Origin of the sequence: Methylobacterium sp. OAE515 (assembly GCF_041806315.1) — a bacterium.
Classification (GTDB): Bacteria; Pseudomonadota; Alphaproteobacteria; order Rhizobiales; family Beijerinckiaceae; genus Methylobacterium; species Methylobacterium tardum.
In genome coordinates, this window is sequence record NZ_JBGMUV010000001.1 from 1,496,495 (window position 1) to 1,515,241 (window position 18,747).

Annotated in this window: 18 protein-coding genes; 16 read left to right on the forward strand and 2 right to left on the reverse strand. The window is 68.9% G+C overall.

Annotated elements, in window-relative coordinates; all coding sequences use genetic code 11:
- The first annotated feature begins 129 nt into the window (after positions 1–129).
- A complete protein-coding gene (locus ABIE45_RS07400) occupies positions 130–2,274 on the forward strand; it encodes a sodium-translocating pyrophosphatase (RefSeq protein WP_192706114.1) in 2,145 nt (714 codons plus the stop codon).
- Between the two features lie 63 nt (positions 2,275–2,337).
- Here ABIE45_RS07400 and ABIE45_RS07405 read toward each other — a convergent pair whose 3' ends face one another.
- Complete coding sequence (locus ABIE45_RS07405; protein ID WP_373622226.1) at positions 2,338–2,472, reverse strand: hypothetical protein; 135 nt, start codon at positions 2,470–2,472, stop codon at positions 2,338–2,340.
- Here ABIE45_RS07405 and ABIE45_RS07410 point away from each other — a divergent pair.
- The 3 genes from ABIE45_RS07410 to ABIE45_RS07420 all read left to right on the forward strand — a co-directional run bounded on the left by ABIE45_RS07410 (position 2,471) and on the right by ABIE45_RS07420 (position 6,298).
- Positions 2,471–3,562 (forward strand): alkene reductase, encoded by a 1,092-nt coding sequence (locus ABIE45_RS07410; protein WP_192706115.1) that lies wholly within the window; start codon positions 2,471–2,473, stop codon positions 3,560–3,562. The genes ABIE45_RS07405 and ABIE45_RS07410 overlap by 2 nt on opposite strands.
- A 104-nt stretch (positions 3,563–3,666) precedes the next feature.
- Entirely contained in the window at positions 3,667–5,580 is a 1,914-nt protein-coding gene (locus ABIE45_RS07415) for a PAS domain S-box protein (protein ID WP_192706116.1), read from the forward strand.
- 1 nt (position 5,581) lies between these two features.
- Positions 5,582–6,298 carry an HAD hydrolase-like protein gene (locus ABIE45_RS07420; protein WP_192706117.1) on the forward strand — a complete coding sequence of 239 codons (717 nt, stop codon included), beginning with the start codon at positions 5,582–5,584 and terminating at the stop codon, positions 6,296–6,298.
- Here ABIE45_RS07420 and ABIE45_RS07425 read toward each other — a convergent pair.
- The gene (locus ABIE45_RS07425) at positions 6,235–6,732 is read right to left on the reverse strand and encodes an outer membrane protein assembly factor BamE (protein ID WP_192706118.1); all 498 of its coding nucleotides are present in this window, start codon (positions 6,730–6,732) and stop codon (positions 6,235–6,237) included. The two genes, ABIE45_RS07420 and ABIE45_RS07425, sit on opposite strands and share 64 nt — an antisense overlap.
- Before the next feature lie 191 nt (positions 6,733–6,923).
- Here ABIE45_RS07425 and ABIE45_RS07430 point away from each other — a divergent pair, with 191 nt between their 5' ends.
- The 12 genes from ABIE45_RS07430 (at position 6,924) to ABIE45_RS07485 (ending at position 18,735) form a co-directional block, all read left to right on the forward strand.
- Positions 6,924–7,499, forward strand: coding sequence for a ubiquinol-cytochrome C chaperone family protein (locus ABIE45_RS07430; RefSeq protein ID WP_192707306.1), 576 nt, complete (start codon positions 6,924–6,926; stop codon positions 7,497–7,499).
- Positions 7,496–8,011 (forward strand): YceD family protein, encoded by a 516-nt coding sequence (locus ABIE45_RS07435; RefSeq protein ID WP_192706119.1) that lies wholly within the window; start codon positions 7,496–7,498, stop codon positions 8,009–8,011. Before ABIE45_RS07430 ends, ABIE45_RS07435 begins: the two co-directional genes overlap by 4 nt.
- Before the next feature lie 379 nt (positions 8,012–8,390).
- A complete protein-coding gene (gene plsX, locus ABIE45_RS07440; protein WP_192706120.1) occupies positions 8,391–9,425 on the forward strand; it encodes a phosphate acyltransferase PlsX in 1,035 nt (344 codons plus the stop codon).
- Positions 9,426–9,529: 104 nt separating this feature from the next.
- Complete coding sequence (locus ABIE45_RS07445) at positions 9,530–10,537, forward strand: beta-ketoacyl-ACP synthase III (protein ID WP_192706121.1); 1,008 nt, start codon at positions 9,530–9,532, stop codon at positions 10,535–10,537.
- Between the two features lie 167 nt (positions 10,538–10,704).
- A complete protein-coding gene (locus tag ABIE45_RS07450; RefSeq protein ID WP_192706122.1) occupies positions 10,705–11,025 on the forward strand; it encodes an integration host factor subunit alpha in 321 nt (106 codons plus the stop codon).
- Between the two features lie 140 nt (positions 11,026–11,165).
- Complete coding sequence (locus ABIE45_RS07455; protein WP_192706123.1) at positions 11,166–11,657, forward strand: MerR family transcriptional regulator; 492 nt, start codon at positions 11,166–11,168, stop codon at positions 11,655–11,657.
- Positions 11,658–11,745: 88 nt separating this feature from the next.
- The gene (locus ABIE45_RS07460) at positions 11,746–12,165 is read left to right on the forward strand and encodes a hypothetical protein (protein WP_192706124.1); all 420 of its coding nucleotides are present in this window, start codon (positions 11,746–11,748) and stop codon (positions 12,163–12,165) included.
- A 120-nt stretch (positions 12,166–12,285) separates the two neighbouring features.
- Entirely contained in the window at positions 12,286–12,729 is a 444-nt protein-coding gene (locus ABIE45_RS07465) for an Ig-like domain-containing protein (protein WP_192706125.1), read from the forward strand.
- A 219-nt stretch (positions 12,730–12,948) separates the two neighbouring features.
- The gene (locus ABIE45_RS07470; RefSeq protein WP_192706126.1) at positions 12,949–14,901 is read left to right on the forward strand and encodes a PrkA family serine protein kinase; all 1,953 of its coding nucleotides are present in this window, start codon (positions 12,949–12,951) and stop codon (positions 14,899–14,901) included.
- 190 nt (positions 14,902–15,091) lie between these two features.
- On the forward strand, positions 15,092–16,393 hold the full coding sequence (locus ABIE45_RS07475; protein WP_192706127.1) for a YeaH/YhbH family protein: 1,302 nt from the start codon (positions 15,092–15,094) through the stop codon (positions 16,391–16,393).
- 132 nt (positions 16,394–16,525) lie between these two features.
- On the forward strand, positions 16,526–18,103 hold the full coding sequence (locus ABIE45_RS07480; RefSeq protein WP_192706128.1) for a SpoVR family protein: 1,578 nt from the start codon (positions 16,526–16,528) through the stop codon (positions 18,101–18,103).
- 203 nt (positions 18,104–18,306) lie between these two features.
- On the forward strand, positions 18,307–18,735 hold the full coding sequence (locus ABIE45_RS07485; protein WP_192706129.1) for a PaaI family thioesterase: 429 nt from the start codon (positions 18,307–18,309) through the stop codon (positions 18,733–18,735).
- Positions 18,736–18,747 lie beyond the last annotated feature (12 nt).

The following is an 18,747-nucleotide window of genomic DNA, read 5'->3' on the forward strand; positions in this document are numbered from 1 at the left end:
TGGCAATCAAGGCCTTGTTTTGGGAAGGAAAGCCCCGAATCCGAGCACCGCGTCCCATGGCCGTCTCGCGGCGGTCAAGCTCGACAAGCACAAGCCCACGCCAGGCACGATAATAACAAGGACGGTCGAATGATTCCCTTGGTTCTGATCATCGCGGGCGGGCTCTGCGCCGTCGCCTACGGCATCGTCACGATTCTCGACTTGATGCGGCGCGACGCCGGCACTCAGCGCATGCAGGAGATCGCCGCGGCCATCGCGGAGGGCGCGCAGGCCTATCTGCGGCGGCAATACACAACCATCGGTATCGTCGGCGTGGTGCTGTTCGTGCTGCTCGCCGTGTTCCTCGGGATCAAGGTCGCCATCGGCTTCCTGATCGGCGCCGTGCTCTCGGGCGCGGCGGGCTTCATCGGCATGAACGTATCGGTCCGGGCCAACGTCCGCACCGCCCAGGCCGCCTCGACCTCGCTGGGCGGGGGCCTCGACATGGCCTTCAAGTCCGGCGCGGTGACCGGCATGCTGGTCGCCGGCCTCGCGCTGCTCGGGGTCGCCCTGTACTACCTGTATCTCACCCGCGGCGCCCATCTCGACCCGTCGAGCCGCGAGGTGATCGACGCACTGGTGGCCCTGGGCTTCGGCGCCTCGCTGATCTCGATCTTCGCCCGCCTTGGCGGCGGCATCTTCACCAAGGGGGCGGATGTCGGCGGCGACCTCGTCGGCAAGGTCGAGGCCGGAATTCCGGAGGACGATCCGCGCAACCCTGCCACCATCGCCGACAATGTCGGCGACAATGTCGGCGACTGCGCCGGCATGGCGGCCGACCTGTTCGAGACCTACGCGGTCACGATCGTCGCCACCATGGTGCTGGCGGCGATCTTCTTCTCCGGCCCCACCGGCAGCGGCCGGGATGTGCTGGAGCCGATGATGCTCTACCCGCTGGCCATCGGCGCGGCCTGCATCGTCACGTCGATCGCCGGGACCTTCGCGGTGCGGCTCGGGGCCAACCAGTCGATCATGGGCGCCCTCTACAAGGGCCTGATCGCGGCGGGCGTGCTCTCGGTCGCGGCCATCGCCCTCGTCAACATGACGCTGCTCGGCGGCTTCGCCACGTCCTTCACCACCTCGACGGGCGTCACTTTCACCTCGGCCGCCCTGTTCGGCTGCGCGGTGATCGGGCTCGCCATCACGGCGCTGATCGTGGTGATCACCGAGTACTACACCGGCACCAATTTCCGCCCGGTGAAGTCGATCGCCACCGCCTCGGTCACCGGCCATGGCACCAACGTGATCCAGGGACTGGCGATCTCCCTCGAATCCACGGCCCTTCCCGCCCTGGTGATCGTCGGCGGCATCATCAGCACCTACGCGCTCGCAGGCCTGTTCGGCATCGCCATCGCGGTCACCGCCATGCTGGCGCTGGCCGGCTTCATCGTGGCCCTCGACGCCTTCGGGCCGGTCACCGACAATGCCGGCGGCATCGCCGAGATGGCGGGCCTGCCCTCCGACGTGCGCAAGTCGACCGACGCCCTCGACGCGGTCGGCAACACCACCAAGGCGGTCACCAAGGGCTACGCGATCGGCTCGGCCGGCCTCGGCGCGCTGGTGCTGTTCGCCGCCTACACGTCGGACCTGAACTACTTCATCGCCAATGCGAGCCCGACGCAGTACCGCTTCTTCCAGGGCGTCAGCGTCGATTTCTCCCTGTCCAACCCCTACGTGGTGGTGGGCCTGCTGCTCGGCGGCCTGATCCCGTTCCTGTTCGCCGGCATCGCCATGACGGCGGTCGGGCGCGCGGCGGGCGCGGTCGTGGAGGAGGTCCGCCGCCAGTTCCGGGAGAAGCCCGGGATCATGCAGGGCACGGACCGGCCGGATTACGGCCGGGCGGTCGACATGCTGACCCGCGCGGCGATCAAGGAGATGATCGTCCCGTCGCTGCTGCCGGTGCTGTCGCCGATCGTGCTGTTCTTCGTGATCCAGCTGATCGCGGGCAAGAACCAGGCCTTCGCTACGGTGGGGGCGAGCTTGCTCGGCGTGATCCTCACCGGGCTCTACGTGGCGATCTCGATGACCTCGGGCGGCGGCGCCTGGGACAACGCAAAGAAGTACATCGAGGACGGCCATCACGGCGGCAAGGGCTCGGAGGCCCATAAGGCGGCGGTGACCGGCGACACGGTCGGCGACCCCTACAAGGACACCGCCGGCCCGGCGGTGAACCCGGCGATCAAGATCACCAACATCATCGCCCTGCTGCTGCTGGCCGTGCTGGCGCATAGCTGAGATCTGGCGAAAGCCGGATGTGCGACGAGGACCGGGCTCCGGACGGGCCCGGTCCTTCGCATTTCAGCATGTGCGCGCCCGCACGCCGCCGTCGTTCCGGTTGCGCTGCACCTTGGCATCACCGCGCCGCAGCGCCACCTCGGCGCCGGAACGAACCGGATGCGGCCTCCCACGTCGCACCAGCACGAGGTAATCCATGCCATCCCTGCTCGACCCGATCCGCATCGGCGCCATCAAGGCCAAGAACCGGATCTTCATGGCCCCGCTCACCCGGGGCCGCGGCACCCGCGAGCACGTGCCGACCCCGATCATGGCCGAGTACTACGCCCAGCGCGCCGGCGCCGGCCTGATCCTCACCGAGGCCACCGGCATCTCCCAGGAGGGGCTGGGCTGGCCGTTCGCGCCCGGCATCTGGTCCGACGCCCAGGTCGATGCCTGGCGGCCAATCGTGAAGGCGGTCCACGACAAGGGCGGCAAGATCGTTTGCCAGATTTGGCACATGGGACGGATGGTTCATCCGGACTTCCTCGGCGGCGCCAAGCCGGTCTCGTCCTCGGCCACCACGGCGCCCGACCAGGCCCACACCTATTCCGGCAAGAAGCCCTACGGTGAGGCCCGAGCCCTGGAGCTCGCCGAGATCCCGCGCCTGCTTACAGATTACGAGCGCGCCACCGCCAATGCGCTGGCCGCGGGCTTCGACGGCGTGCAGATCCACGCGGCGAACGGCTACCTGATCGACGAATTTCTGCGCGACGGCACCAACCACCGCACCGACCAGTACGGCGGCTCCATCGAGAACCGGGTGCGGCTGCTGCGCGAGGTCACCGAGGTGGTGGCCAAGGTTGCGGGACCCGAGCGCACCGGCGTGCGCCTCTCGCCGAACGGCGCGATCCAGGGCTGCAACGACTCGAACCCGGAGCCGCTGTTCGTGGCCGCCGCGCAGGCACTGGCCGATATCGGCATTGCCTTCCTGGAGATGCGCGAGCCGGGCCCGGACGGCACCTTCGGCAAGGCCGACCACCCGCCGATCGCCCCGGCGATGCGGCGCGTGTTCCGCAACCCGATGATCCTCAACGCCGATTACGACGGGATCAGCGGCCAGAAGGTGCTGGATGCCGGCGAGGCCGACGCCATCGCGTTCGGCCGGACCTACATTGCCAATCCGGACCTGGTCGAGCGGATCGCCAAGGGCGCGCCGCTCAACAAGGACAACGCCGCGACGTGGTACAGCCAGGGCCCGGAGGGCTACATCGACTACCCGACCCTGAGCGAGGCCCGCGCCGCCTGAGGCGCCCGCGGCCTCGATCAGCCGCCGCGCCCATGAAAGCGTGGCGGCAATGCGCGGCGGTGCCTAGGCAGGCGCCGTCGGCGCACCTATTTGGGGACGGGACCATGGATGTGCCGGCACCTCACGCGCTCGCGGCTTCCGAACCGACCGACGCGCGCTGGAGCGCCTCGGCCCGGATCGCGGAACTGCGCGACCTCGCGATCCTCGATTCGGAGCCCGAGCCGCTCTACGACGATCTGGTGCGCGTCGCCGCCTATGTCTGCCGGGCGCCGGTCGCCCTCGTCAGCCTGGTCGATGCCCAGCGGCAATGGTTCAAGTCCGAGGTCGGGCTCGGCAAGCGCGAGCTCCCGATCAACTGCTCGGTCTGCGCCTACACGATCGAGGCGGGCGAGATGCTCGTCATCCCGGACCTCACCACCGATCCGCGGACCGTCGAGAACCCGCTGGTGACCGGGCCGGAAGAGTTCCGGTTCTACGCCGGCGCGGTGATCCGGGGCGGGCAGGGCATCCCTCTCGGCGCCCTCTGCGTGCTGGACCGCGTCGCCCGGCCGAAGGGTCTCGATTCGGAGCAGACCGCCACGCTGCTCGCCCTGGCGCGCCAGATCTCGAGCCTGCTGGAGCACCGCCGGACCCTCGCCAAGGTCGCGGCCCGCGAGGCGGAGATCGCCGCGAGCGAGCGTCGCTTCCGGGTGATGACCGCGGCAATGCCCCAGATGGTCTGGACCACGCAGCCGGACGGGTTCCACGACTATTACAACGACCGCTGGTACGAGTTCACCGGCGTGCCCTACGGCTCCACCGATGGCGAGGGCTGGAACGACGTGTTCCATCCCGAGGATCAGGAACGGGCCTGGACACGCTGGCGCCACTCGCTGGAGACCGGCGAGCCCTACGAGATCGAGTACCGTCTGCGCCACCGCGACGGCGCCTATCGCTGGACGCTGGGCCGCGCCATGCCGATCCGCGACGCGGAGGGGCGGATCGAGCGCTGGTTCGGGACCTGCACCGACATCGACGACCTGAAGCGCGCCGAGGCCGAGGCGCGCCAGCTCGCCGCCATCGTGGAGACCTCGAAGGACTTCATCGGCCTCTGCACCCTCGAGGGTGAGATCACCCACCTCAACGAGGCGGCCCTGGCCCTGGTCGGACTGCCCGACCTCGCCGCCGCGCGCCGGCGCAGGATTCCCGATTTCTTCACGGACGACAGCCGCCGGGTGCTGGCCGAGACCGTGATGCCGGCGGTCCGCCGGAACGGCTTCTGGGAGGGCGAGCTGGCGTTCCGGCACTTCGTCAGCGGCGAGCCGGTGGCGGTCCTGTACAACATCTTCCCGGTACGCGACCCGACCGGAGCCGAGGTCGGCTACGCCACCGTCACCCGCGACCTGCGCGAGGCCAAGCGCGCCGAGGAGGCACGTGACCTGCTGATCCGCGAACTGTCGCACCGGATCAAGAACATCTTCGCGGTGGTCGGCGGGCTGGCCGCGCTGACCGCGCGCAGCGATCCGGCCGCCAAGCCCTTCGCGGCCGCCTTCCGGGACCGGCTCGGCGCCCTGGCGCGGGCCCACGAATATGTCCGGCCGCACTCCCCCGACAGCGCCCCCGCGGTGGCGGGCCAGACGGTGCTGGGGCTCATGCGCCTGATCATGGCCGCCTACGAGGAGGGCGGCCGCGCCCGGGTGGCGATCTCCGGCGACGATGCCGAGATCGGCGAGCGCACCGCCACCGCCCTCGCGCTGATCATGCACGAGCAGGCGACCAACGCGATGAAATATGGCGGCCTCTCCACCAAGGCGGGCGGGGTCTCGCTGATGGGGCGCCGGGAAGCGGACCGCTACACGCTGACATGGCAGGAGGCGGGTGGCCCCCCGGTCGTCGGCGCGCCGTCCCGCAAGGGTTTCGGCACGGTGCTGGCCGAGCGCAGCGTCGCCGGCCAGCTCGACGGCGTGCTGGAGCACGACTGGGCGCCGGGCGGGCTGCTGCTGCGCCTCAGCGTCCCGCTCGAGAACCTGCGGACCTGAGATGGCCCGGGAGCCCGCGCGCGGGCTTGGCCTCATCGTCCTCGATTTCGACGGCACACTGGCCGACAGCTTCGACTGGTTCTGCTCGGTCCTGAACGGCGTGGCCGACCGCTACCGGTTCCGGCGCGTCGAGGCGCATGAGGTCGAGGAGCTGCGGCTGCAGGGCGCCCGGGCGATCGTGGCCCATCTCGGCATCCCCCGCTGGAAATTGCCGCTCATCGCCCGACACATGCACGCCCTGGCCGCGCGCGACGCCGCACGGATCGCACTGTTCCCCGGCGTCACCGCGATGCTGGCCGAGATCGCCGAGGCGGGCGTGCCGCTGGCGATCCTGTCGTCGAACCGCCGGGAAACCGTCCGCCGCGTGCTCGGGCCGGGCAACGCCGCCCGCATCGACGCCTACGCCTGCAGGGCCTCGATCTTCGGCAAGGCGCGTCGGCTGAAGGCGCTGCTCGCGCGGACCGGGATTGCCGCGGACCGGGCGCTCTGCATCGGCGACGAGATCCGGGATCTGGAGGCGGCGCGCGCCCTCGGCTGCCCGTTCGGCGCCGTGGCCTGGGGCTACACCGATCCGCGGGCGCTCGCGGCGCTCGGACCCGAATACGTGTTTTCAGAACCCGCGGAGATCGCCCGCCTTGCGGCGGGCGCCGTTGTTCAGAGGCCGCGGTTCGCGCCCGGCACGACGCTGGCGCCGTTGCCGCTGCCGAACGGCTCGTAGCGGGTCAGGCCGCGGAACAGCTGGCTGAGGAAGGCCCGGTCGGCGCCGCTCGTCGGCGTGGTGCGCTCGATGAAGTCGAACACCCGGCCGTCCTGGAGACCGTAGAGCGCCACGCGCTCGACCTTGAAGCCGGGGCTGAAGTAGACCGCCGTGACCTTCTGGTCCTCGACCTGCTCGCCCATGAACATGATCGTCCGGCGGGTGTTCTGGGAGATGTAGTACCAGGACTTGTTGCCCACCGTGGAGACCGTCGAGGGCGTGCCGAGGATCTGCAGCACCTGCTCGGGGCTCATGCCGGGCTTGATCGTGGCGAGCGCCGCCTGATCGACCTGATAGCCGTGGCGCAGCTCCTCGCCGATGCAGCCGGACAGGCCGGCTCCCGCAAGGCCGAGCAGGGCGAGGCGCGCGAAGGACTGGACGAGACGGCGCCGCATCGGGCCCCCAGAGAGCGTGTGGACGGACGGGACGCAACCGAGGCCGCCGGCACGGGATTCCGACGGCGCTTGCGCCCTGGGCGTGGGTTGCCGTACCGCGGGGTTATGGCTTTGACAAGGCAAGCTTGGCCACAGGCAGCCGACATCCGTGCCGGGTGCGGCGCCGTCCGATTTGTCCCGCTGGGGTGCCCATGATCGCCGGGCTGTTCCGCCGCGCGAACGCACGCCGCCGTGCCGTCGAGGGGCTGCACCTTACCCTGAGCATGGCCGCACGCCAGCCGGGCCTGTACACGCGTCTCGGCGTCCCCGACACCGTCGAGGGCCGGTTCGAGGCCCTGTGCCTCCACGCGATCCTGGTCCTGCGCCGGCTGAGCCGGCTGCCGGCGCCGGCCGCCGAGGTGGCGCAGGATCTCGTGAATTCGGTCTTCACCCAGCTCGACGCGTCCCTGCGCGAACTGGGCGTCGGCGACATGGGCGTGTCCAAGCGGATGAAGAAGCTCGGCGCCGCCTTCTACGGCCGGGCCACGGGCTACGACGCCGCCCTCGACGCGGGCGACACGGCGGCGCTGCGCGCTGTCCTCGTCCGCAACGTGCTCGGCGGGCAGGGGGACGGGACGGGCCTCGCCGCCTACGTTCAGGCGGTCGACGCGGCTCTGGCCGCGGTTGACCTCGACGGGCTGCTCGGCGATGGCCCGCCCTTCCCGAAGCCGGACGGCTTCGCGCCACCTTTCGCGCCCAACGAGGACAGAGCAGGAGACCGCGCATGACCCGGGACAGCAGCCAGGCCAGCGGCCCGCTCTCGCGCTGGGTGAATGTCGAGCGCCTGCCCCAGGGACACGGCAGCGCCACCGTGGAGGCGAGCCCGGCCGAGTGCGCGGCCCTCGCGGCCGATTTCGGGATCCCCGCCATCCGCGACCTGGTCGGGCGGTTCGAGATCCAGGGTTCGACCAGCCGGATCACGGTGACGGGCACCGTGGAGGCCATCGTGACGCAGGTCTGCACCGTCAGCCTCGAATCGTTCGAGGCCCCGGTGCGCGAACCGGTCGAGGTCGTGTTCACCGACACCGACCGGCTCGCCGGCACCGATGCCGAGGACGCCGACATCCCCGACCCGCTCGTCGGCGGCCGCATCGATTTCGGCGCGCTCACCGCGGAGTTCCTGGCGCTGGGGCTGGACCCCTATCCCCGCAAGCCCGGCATCAGCTTCGAGCCCGTGGTGGTGGGCGAGGACGCAGGCCCCCTGGCCGGGCTGCGCAAGCTTCGCGACGGCGAGGGTTGAGCACCGACGCCCGCGCACCGCGCGGCATCGATCGCCTGCCCGCCGCGCGACGCCATGACGTCACGGACGCGCCGTCTTTCCGGGGCGTCGTAGGCAAGCCCGGAATCCAGACACGCCGACGCGTCAAGATCTTGCACCGACAGCGCGTCTGGATTCCGGGCTCTGCTGTGCGGCTCTGGAATGACGGAGGATATTCCGACCGTCCTGGCAGTCCCGGGCCCCGAGCGGTTACGCCACCACATGGCGGCGACCTGGCGCGTGCTGCCCGAATTCATTTGCCCGCCGGCCCGGTATCGCTATGGTCCGCCGCGCCCGACAGGGCTATCTCGTCCCTGTCCACCGCTTTTCCCGCCGAGACCCCGCGACCCGCCTGAACGACATGTCTCAACGCGTGTGCATCTCGCTCGACGCCATGGGCGGCGACCACGGGCCCTCCACGGTCGTGCCCGGCGCGGCCCTCGCCCGCGAGCGCCATCCCGGCACCACCTTCCTGATGTTCGGCGACGAGGCGGTGATCGCACCGCTGGTCGCCAAGGAGCCCCGCCTCAAGGATTGCGTCGAGATCCGCCACACCAGCGTGGCCGTCGCCATGGACGACAAGCCGAGCCAGGCGGTGCGCCAGGGCCGGGGCAAGTCGTCCATGTGGCAGGCGATCCAGGCGGTGCGCGACGGTCAGGCAGATGCCTGCGTCTCGGCCGGCAACACCGGCGCCCTGATGGCGATGTCGAAGATCTGCCTGAAGACCATGTCGGGCATCGAGCGCCCGGCCATCGCGTGTCTGTGGCCGACCGTGCGCGGCGAGAGCATCGTGCTCGATGTCGGCGCCACCATCGGGACGGATGCCGAGCACCTCGTCGAGATGGCCGTGATGGGTTCAGCCATGGCCCGCATCGTGTTCGACCTCGACCGGCCGACTGTCGGCCTGCTCAACGTCGGCACCGAGGAGATGAAGGGCAACGAGGCCGTCAAAGAGGCGGCCCGGATCCTGCGCGAGATGGAGAGCCCCGGCCTCAGCTATCACGGCTTCGTGGAGGGCACGGATCTCGGCCGGGGCACGGTCGACGTGGTCGTGACCGAGGGCTTCACCGGCAACATCGCCCTCAAGACCGCCGAGGGCACGGCCAAGCAGATCGGCAGCTATCTGCGTGCGGCCATGACGCGGACGCTGGCGGCCAAGATCGGCGCCCTCTTCGCCCGGCAGGCGTTCCGCGCCCTCCGCGACAAGATGAACCCGAGCCGGGCCAATGGCGGCGTGTTCCTCGGCCTGGAGGGCATCGTCATCAAGAGCCACGGCTCGGAGAACGCGCAGGGTTTCGCGGCCGCCATCGATCTGGCGCACGACATGGCGCGTCACGACATGATCCGCACGATCCGCGAGAGGCTCGACCAGACGGCGGCCCTGGCGCCGGCCTGAACGGCCGGTGCCGGCCTAGGCCTATTGGCGGACAGGATGGAAATCGGGCGTCCACGGCGACACACCGGAAGGGTGTGAACCCGCGCTGCCCGGGAAGGACAATGATGGCAACCCTCCGTACAGACCCCGAGCAGAATCGGCGCGTCCCAGCCCTGCGCTCGATGGTGGTCGGAACCGGATCGTGCCTGCCCGCGCGCGTGGTGACCAACGCTGCCCTGGCCGAGCAGGTGGACACCTCGGACGAGTGGATCGTGCAGCGGACCGGCATCCGCCAGCGGCACATCGCGGATTCCGACGAGACCACCTCGGTGCTCGGCACCCGGGCCGCCCAGGCCGCCCTGGACGATGCCGGCCTGACGGCGGACGACATCGATCTCGTCATCTGCGCCACCTCGACGCCGGACCACACCTTCCCGTCCACCGCGACCCAGATCCAGGCCGCGCTTGGCATCCACCAGGGCGCCGCCTTCGATCTGCAGGCCGTCTGCGCCGGCTTCGTGTTCGCGGTCTCGACCGCCGACAAATTCCTGACCACCGGGGCGGCCCGCCGGGCGCTGGTGATCGGCGCCGAGACCTTCTCGCGAATCGTCGATTGGGAGGACCGCACCACCTGCGTCCTGTTCGGCGACGGGGCCGGGGCGGTCGTTCTGGAGGCGCGGGAGGACGCGGACGGCCGCGGAGTCCTGAGCACCAGCCTGCGCTCGGACGGGCGGCACCGCGAGAAGCTCTACGTCGACGGCGGACCCGGTTCGACCGGCACCACCGGGCGCCTGCGCATGGAGGGCCGCGACGTGTTCCGGTTCGCCGTCGGGCAGGTCACCGACGTGATCGTCGAGGCCTTCGCGCAGGCTGGCGTCACCGCGGACGAACTCGACTGGTTCGTGCCCCACCAGGCCAACCGCCGGATCATCGAGGCCTCGGCCGACAAGCTCGCCATCGCGCGGGAGAAGATCGTGCTGACCGTGGACCGCCACGGCAACACCTCGGCGGCCTCGATCCCGCTGGCCCTCGACGTGGCGCGCCGGGACGGCCGCATTCGCGCGGGCGACCTGGTGATGATCGAGGCGATCGGCGGCGGCTTCAGCTGGGGGGCCGCGCTGATCCGCTGGTGACGCATCCGGAGACACGCCCGAAACAATTCGGTGCGCCGGCGCGGTTGACCGGGGGCGGAGCGCCGATTAGCGTGCCGGATCATAGGGATACGCCTTCAGCGTTCGGTGCGGCCATGGGTGCTGCGCCATGCGCCATGGGGCGAGCGATGCGGGCGAGGGGACACGGCATGGCAGGCAAGACGGTGACGCGCGCCGACTTGAGCGAGGCCGTCTACCACCAGGTGGGCCTGTCGCGGACCGAGTCGGCCGCCCTCGTCGAGACCGTGCTGTCGGAGATCTGCACCTGCCTGGCGAGCGGCGAGACGGTGAAGCTGTCCTCCTTCGGCTCCTTCGTGGTGCGCAGCAAGGGCAAGCGCGTCGGCCGCAATCCCAAGACCGGAGTGGAGGTCGCGATCGAGCCCCGCCAAGTCATGGTGTTCAAGCCGTCGAACGTGCTCAAGGCCAAGATCAACGGCCTCAACGGTGCGGATCAGCACGACGACGATTGAGGCGAAGCGGGCCCGCGCAGGGCCTGTCGCGCGCGCTGTCCCGTCCCGGAACGCGGCGGAATTCCTGCGCTGGTCAGGCTTGAGTACGGCTCTGCGAGCCGGCAAGATCGTGCCGTCTCCATCCGATCCGTACGACAGCCATGCCGCCAGCCCTCGCCGCCGAAGAGACCGACGAACCGCCGGCCGTCACCGGCGAGAAGAGCGCCCACGCGTTCCGCACCATCAGCGAGGTCGCCGAGGAACTCGACGTGCCTCAGCACGTGCTGCGCTTTTGGGAGACCCGCTTCGGGCAGATCCGCCCCGTGAAGCGGGCTGGGGGACGGCGCTACTACCGGCCCCAGGATGTCGAGCTCGTCGCCGGCATCCGCCATCTCCTGCACGTGCGGCGCTACACGATCGCGGGGGCGCAGCGGGTGATCAAGGAGAACGGCATCCGTTTCGTCCAGGCGGTGGGCCGCGGCGAGGCCGTGCCGGCCGAGCCGTTGTTCCCGGAGGCCGAGTTCGAGGCGGGCGCCCGGACCGAGCCGCTCGGGGTCTCCGACCGCTCGGTCCTGGCGGACGTCCTGGAGGAGCTGCGCGCCTGCCGCGCCCTGCTCGACGGCCTGCGCGAGATGCCCGGCGCGGAGACCTGACCGGCACCGCGGATCCGCCCGGACGCTCCGGTGCCGATCATACACGTGGCAGGCGAACTTTCCGGCAACAACTCGCGTTGTCGCCCGCATGGCCGTGCCCAAATCCAAGCTGTCGCCCAGCCAGGAGCTGATGGCCCGCATCATGCGGATCGTCCGCACCTGCCCGGAAGCGGCGTCCGAAGTCCTGGAACTGATGTTCCTCGTCAGCCAGATCGAGGCCGCCACCAACGTCGACCGGGAGTACCGCGACGCGAAGCGCGTGATCAGCCGCCTGCGCAACCCGCTCTGGGAGATGGGACCCACCGATCGGGAGAAGCTGCTCTCGGCCGCGGAGGCGATCCGCCGCGTGTGCCGTCTCGCCGAGGACGAGATTCCCGCCACGCCGATCGCGGATGCCGGGGAGCGCGCGCAGGTCGAGGCGCGGCTCGCTGCCGCCCTGGCCGGAGAGCTCGACGCCGCGCAGATCGCCCGGGTCACGGGGATCGTGGCCGCGGCGCTGCAGAATTAAGCCACCGGCCGAGCCCTCGACGCTCGTGCGCGGCGTCCCCACATGTTCTCGACCGATGAACGGGGCACCGGGCGGCGTTTCCGGAGACAGGCCCCGGGTCGGCACCGGAGAGACGCTGCCATGATCGCCCTTCGTCCGTTCGCCGCGCTCCTCGTGGGCAGTCTGGCCCTCGCCGGGCCGGCTTTCGCCCAGTCCACGGCGAACCGAACCAAGACGGTCGCGCCCGGCAAGTCGGTGCGGCTTGAGATCGCGCCCAACCTCAAGAAGGATTGTTCTCCTGGGCCGATGCCCGAGTTCAAGGTTTCCGGGCCGCCGAAGAACGGCTCGATCATCACCAAGGTCGGCAAGCTGAAGACGCCGGCAAGCTATCGCTGCCCCAACAAGGAAGCGGCGGTGCAGGCGCTGTTCTACCAGCCCAACAGCGGTTTCACCGGGTCCGACGAAGTGACGTTCGAGGTGAAGAGCTCCGACGGACAAGTCCAGACCCAGACCGTGAAGATCACGGTCGGAGCAGCGGCAGCCAAATCGGGCGACGAGTCCAAGAAAGAGGGCACCGATTTGTGAGCCGAGTCGGCCGTTCGCGGGTCGGGTCCTGTTTTGCCGCTTCCGGCATGCGGCGCGAGACGGCGCGGAGACTCGTCCGCGCCGCGCTCAGCACCCGTAGGTGTTGCAAGCAATCGACATGCCGAGCACCATGCTCGCCGCACTGCGACAAAAGCGGGCCTGTCGGTTGCATCCAAGCCGAGACAGGATGAAGCTGTCACGGTCTGAGAGGGTTATCGAATGCCCATGCATGCGACGAACGACCTTTTCCAGAGCTTCGCCCGAGGGTACGAGGCCCGCCGCGACACGGAGATGACGCTCTCCGAGTACCTCGAGGCCTGTCGCGACGAGCCCCTGATGTACGCCTCGGCCGCCGAGCGCATCCTGGCGGCGATCGGCGAACCCGAATTTGTGGATACATCCAAGGATTCGCGCCTCGGCCGGATCTTCATGAACCGGACGATCCGGACCTACCCGGCCTTCCGCGAGTTCTACGGGATGGAGGAGACGATCGAGCGGATCGTCTCGTTCTTCCGCCACGCCGCGCAAGGGTTGGAGGAGCGCAAGCAGATCCTCTACCTTCTGGGCCCGGTGGGCGGCGGTAAGTCGTCGCTGGCCGAGCGGCTGAAGCTCCTGATGGAGGTTCACCCCGTCTACGTACTCAAAGCTGGGGACGAGGTGTCGCCGGTTTTCGAGAGCCCGCTGGGGTTGTTCGACCCCGAGACGATGGGCGAGGAGATCCAGCGCCGCTACGGCATCCCGCGCCGGCGGCTGACCGGCTTGATGAGCCCCTGGGCGCTGAAGCGCCTCGACGAGTTCAACGGCGACATCTCGCGCTTCAAGGTGATCAAGGTCCGGCCCTCGCGCCTGCGCCAGATCGCCATCGCCAAGACCGAGCCGGGCGACGAGAACAACCAGGACATTTCCTCGCTCGTCGGCAAGGTCGACATCCGCCGGCTGGAGACGCTGTCGCAGGCCGATCCCGACGCCTACTCGTACTCGGGCGGCCTGAACCGGGCGAACCAGGGCATTCTCGAGTTCGTCGAGATGTTCAAGGCGCCGATCAAGATGCTGCACCCCCTGCTCACCGCGACGCAGGAGGGCAACTACGTCGGCACCGAGAATATCGGCGCGATCCCGTTCACGGGCGTGATCCTGGCGCACTCGAACGAGGCCGAGTGGCAGACGTTCAAGACCAACAAGAACAACGAGGCCTTCATCGACCGGATCTACGTGATCAAGGTCCCGTACTGCCTGCGCGTGACCGAGGAGCAGCACATCTACGAGAAGCTGATCTCCGGCTCGGAGTTGTCGGACGCGGCCTGTGCGCCCGGCACGCTGGAGATGCTGGCCCGATTCTCGGTGCTCTCCCGCCTGCGCGAGCACGCCAATTCCAACGTCTTCTCGAAGATGCGGGTCTATGACGGCGAGAGCTTGCGCGAGGTCGATCCCCGCGCCCGCTCGATGCAGGAATACAAGGACACGGCCGGCGTCGACGAGGGCATGGACGGGATCTCCACCCGCTTCGCCTTCAAGGTGCTGGCCGCGACCTTCAACCACGACACTACCGAGGTCTCGGCCGACCCGGTGCACCTGATGTACGTGCTGGAGCAGTCGCTGCGCCGCGAGCAACTCCCGCCCGAGACCGAGAAGAAGTACCTGGAATTCATCAAGACCGAGTTGGCTCCGCGCTACGCGGAGTTCATCGGCCACGAGATCCAGAAGGCCTATCTCGAATCGTACCACGACTACGGGCAGAACCTGTTCGACCGGTACATCGACTATGCCGACGCCTGGATCGAGGACCAGGACTTCAAGGACGCCGAGACCGGCCAGCTGATGAACCGCGAGCTCCTGAACCAGGAGCTGACCAAGATTGAGAAGCCGGCGGGCATCGCCAACCCGAAGGACTTCCGCAACGAGGTGGTGAAGTTCGCCCTGCGCTCCCGAGCCCAGCATGGCGGCCGCAACCCGAGCTGGACCTCTTACGAAAAACTGCGCGAGGTGATCGAGCGGCGGATGTTCTCCCAGGTGGAGGAACTGCTGCCGGTGATCTCCTTCGGCTCCAAGAAGGACGGCGAGACTGAGAAGAAGCACGGCGAGTTCGTCGAGCGCATGGTCGCGCGCGGCTATACCGAGCGGCAGGTTCGCCGCCTGGTGGAATGGTACATGCGGGTGAAGCAGGCGGGCTGAGGCGCGGGGCGCCCGGCCGGGTCCAATCCGGCCGGGCCAAGTTTAAACCCTCCGCCGCCACAGTTTCGGACGACCGGCCGGTGAAGATCTCAGGCCAGTTGCGAAAGAGGGATCCATACCTCCGGTCGCAGCATGGTACGATAAAGGTCCGGACCCGGCCGGCACACGCGGACGAGGGTTTTCGCAGCGGATGCACATCGTCGACCGACGTTTGAACCCGGGCGGCAAGAGCCTCCCCAACCGCCAGCGCTTCCTGCGCCGTGTGAAGGACGTGGCTCAGCGTGCCGTGCGGGAATCCGCCCGCGAGAAGGACATCAAGGATCTCGGCAAGGACGGCCGGGTCAGTGTGCCGGCGGACGGCGTGCGCGAGCCGCGCTTCTCCCGCCAGCCCGGCACCGGCCTGCAGGACCACATCCTGCCCGGCAACAAGACCTACGTGGAGGGCGACACGATCGAGCGTCCGCCGGGCGGTGGCGGCGGGCGCGGCTCCGGAGAAGGCGGGGAGGGCGGCGAAAACAGCGAGGACGCGTTCCGCTTCGTGCTCACCCGCGAGGAGTTTCTGGAACTCTTCCTCGAAGACCTTGAGCTGCCCGACCTCGCCAAGCGCCGCCTCGCGGTGGTGGAAACGGAGGGGCTGCGCCGGGCGGGCTACACGGTGACGGGCTCGCCGGCGAACCTCGCGCTCACCCGCACACTGCGCAACTCGATGTCGCGGCGGATCGCCCTCAAGCGCCCGAAGCCCGAGGAGGTCGCGGCCCTGGAGGCGCGGCTCGACGCCCTGCCGGAGGGCGACCCGGAGCGGCCGGAGCTGGAGCAGGCGCTCCTGAAGCTGCGCGAGCGCGCGAAGCGCATCCCCTACGTCGACCCGATCGACCTACGGTTCCGCCGATTCGAGCCCTATCCGCGGCCGATCGCGCAAGCGGTGATGTTCTGCCTGATGGACGTGTCCGGCTCGATGACCGAGCACATGAAGGACCTCGCCAAAAGGTTCTACATCCTGCTGCACATCTTCCTGACGCGCCGCTACCGGCACGTCGAGATCGTGTTCATCCGCCACACCGACCGGGCGACCGAGGTGGACGAGGAGACGTTCTTCGGCTCTCGCGAGACCGGCGGCACGTTGGTCTCGTCCGCGCTGGTGGAGATGAAGCGCGTCATCGCCGAGCGCTACGATCCCAACGACTGGAACATCTACGCCGCCCAGGCCTCCGACGGCGACAACGTCTCCTCCGATGGGCCGACCTCGACGGAGCTGCTGCGGTCGCACATCCTGCCGGCCTGCCAGCACTTCGCCTATCTGGAGGTCGGCGACGAGAACGGCCCGCGCGCCGGCTTCGTCGAGCACCGCACCACCCTGTGGCGGACCTACGAGGCGATCGCCAAGGCCGGCGGGCCGATCGCCATGCGCAAGGTCAACCATCGGCGGGAGATCTACCCGGTCTTCCGCGAGCTGTTCGGCCGCAAGGACGCGCGGGCGGAGGCGGAGGGGTAAGTTTGTCCCTCCCCCCCTGGTGGGGAGGGATAGGGGTGGGGGTGGTTCAGGTCTGATCGCCGCGGTGCCTCTTGCACCATCCCCACCCCCGGCCCTCCCCACAAGGGGAGGGGAGGATGTGATGAGGGTTTCATGGTGACCAGCCTCAGCCGATCCACGGTGCGTGCGCCGGCCGTCAAGGTCGATAAACCCCTGTTCACCGGCAACGACTGGGATTTCGACACGATCCGGCGGATCCACGACGCCTGCGAGGCGGTGGCCGGGCCGCAGCTCGGCCTGTCCTGGTATCCGAACCAGATCGAGATCATCACGGCCGAGCAGATGCTCGACGCCTACGCGTCGATCGGCATGCCGCTGTTCTACAAGCACTGGTCGTTCGGCAAGCACTTCGCCCAGCACGAGGCTGGCTACCGCCGCGGCCTGATGGGGCTCGCCTACGAGATCGTCATTAACTCCGACCCGTGCATCTCCTACGTGATGGAGGAGAACACGGCGACCATGCAGACGCTGGTCATCGCCCACGCCGCGTTCGGCCACAACCACTTCTTCAAGAACAATTATTTGTTTAGGCAATGGACCGACGCTGAAGGTATTCTGGACTACCTGGATTTCGCGAAAGGCTTTATCAGCCGCTGCGAGGAGCGCTACGGCCACCAAGCCGTGGAGCAGGTGCTCGACGCCGCGCACGCGCTGATGAGCCAGGGCGTCCACCGCTACCCGCGCAAGAAGCGGCCGGACCTCGCCTCCGAGCAGCGTCGGGAGCGCGAGCGGATCGAGCACGGCGAGCAGATCTACAACGACCTCTGGCGGACCCTGCCGCAGAAGATCGGCACGGCGCGTCCGGACGCGGCCGCCGAGCGGCGCAAGGCGCTGCTCGAACTGCCGCAGGAGAATATCCTGTACTTCCTGGAGAAGGCCGCGCCCCGTCTACGCCCCTGGCAGCGGGAGATCCTGCGGATCGTCCGCCTGGTGGCCCAGTATTTCTACCCGCAGCGCCAGACCAAGGTGATGAACGAGGGCTGCGCCACCTACTGCCACTACCGGATCATGAACGCCCTTTCGGAATCCGGACAGATCACTGAGGCGGCCTACCTGGAGTTCCTCCAGTCGCACACCAACGTCATCCGGCAACCGAACTACGACGACCGCTCCTATGGCGGCCATAATCCCTACGCGATCGGCTTCGCGATGATGCAGGACATCGCCCGCATCACCGAGCAGCCGACGGAGGAGGATCGGGCGTGGTTCCCCGACATCGCCGGCACCGGCGACGCCATGGCGGTGCTGCGCGATTGCTGGGAAAATTACCGGGACGAGAGCTTCATCCAGCAGTTCCTGTCGCCCAAGCTGATGCGCGACCTGCGCCTGTTCCACGTGGTCGATGACCCCGAGGAGCCGGAGCTGCGGGTGGAGGCGATCCACGACGAGCGCGGCTACCGCAAGCTGCGCCGGGCCTTCGCCCGCCAGTACGACGTGGCGTGGCTCGACCCGGATATCGAGGTGGTGGATGTGGATCTTGAGGGCGACCGGCGCCTGATCCTGCATCATAAGGCGATCAACAAGATCACCCTGCAGAAGGACGATGCCAAGCGCGTGCTGCAGCACCTCGCCGACCTCTGGGGCTACGACGTGGTGCTCAGGGAGGTCGAGCCGGCCACCGGCACGGTGCTGGGCGAGATCACAGCCAGCGCGCGGCCGATCTTTTTCTGAGCGGGTTGGCAGAACCGGTGTTCCAACCCGACACCCTCATCCTGAGGTGCCCGCGATAGCGGGCCTCGAAGGAGACCTCCAGCCAGGCTCGCGATCCCTGGAGACTTCCTTCGAGACCTGCGCTGCGCTCCGGCACCTCAGGATGAGGGGACAGGCGGGATCAGGCCGGTTGCCCCACATCTCCGCCCATGCTGCAAACACGCATGAGCGCCACGATCCTGACCCTCGCCGAGACCAGCGACTTCCTTGATCGCGAATTCCCGCAGATGCAGGCGGGCGGGCGCGCCTACCATCTTGAAGAGGTTGGCCCGCTCTCGGCGCGGATGCGGCTGGAGGCCCACGAGCGCTTCCTGCGCCCCGGCGCGACCGTGTCGGGGCCGGCCATGATGGCGCTCGCCGACTACGCCCTCTATGCGGCGATCCTCGCCAATATCGGCCCGGTGGCGCTCGCCGTGACGACGAGCCTGAGCTTCAACTTCCTGCGCAAGCCCGCTTCGGGGGATCTCGTGGCGGAATGCCGGCTACTCAAGCTCGGCCGGCGGCTGGCCGTCGGTGAAGTGCTGATCACCGCCGCCGGCAGCCCGGACCTGGTCTGCCACGCCACCGGCACCTACTCGATCCCGCCGCGCTGATGAGGCTTCGAG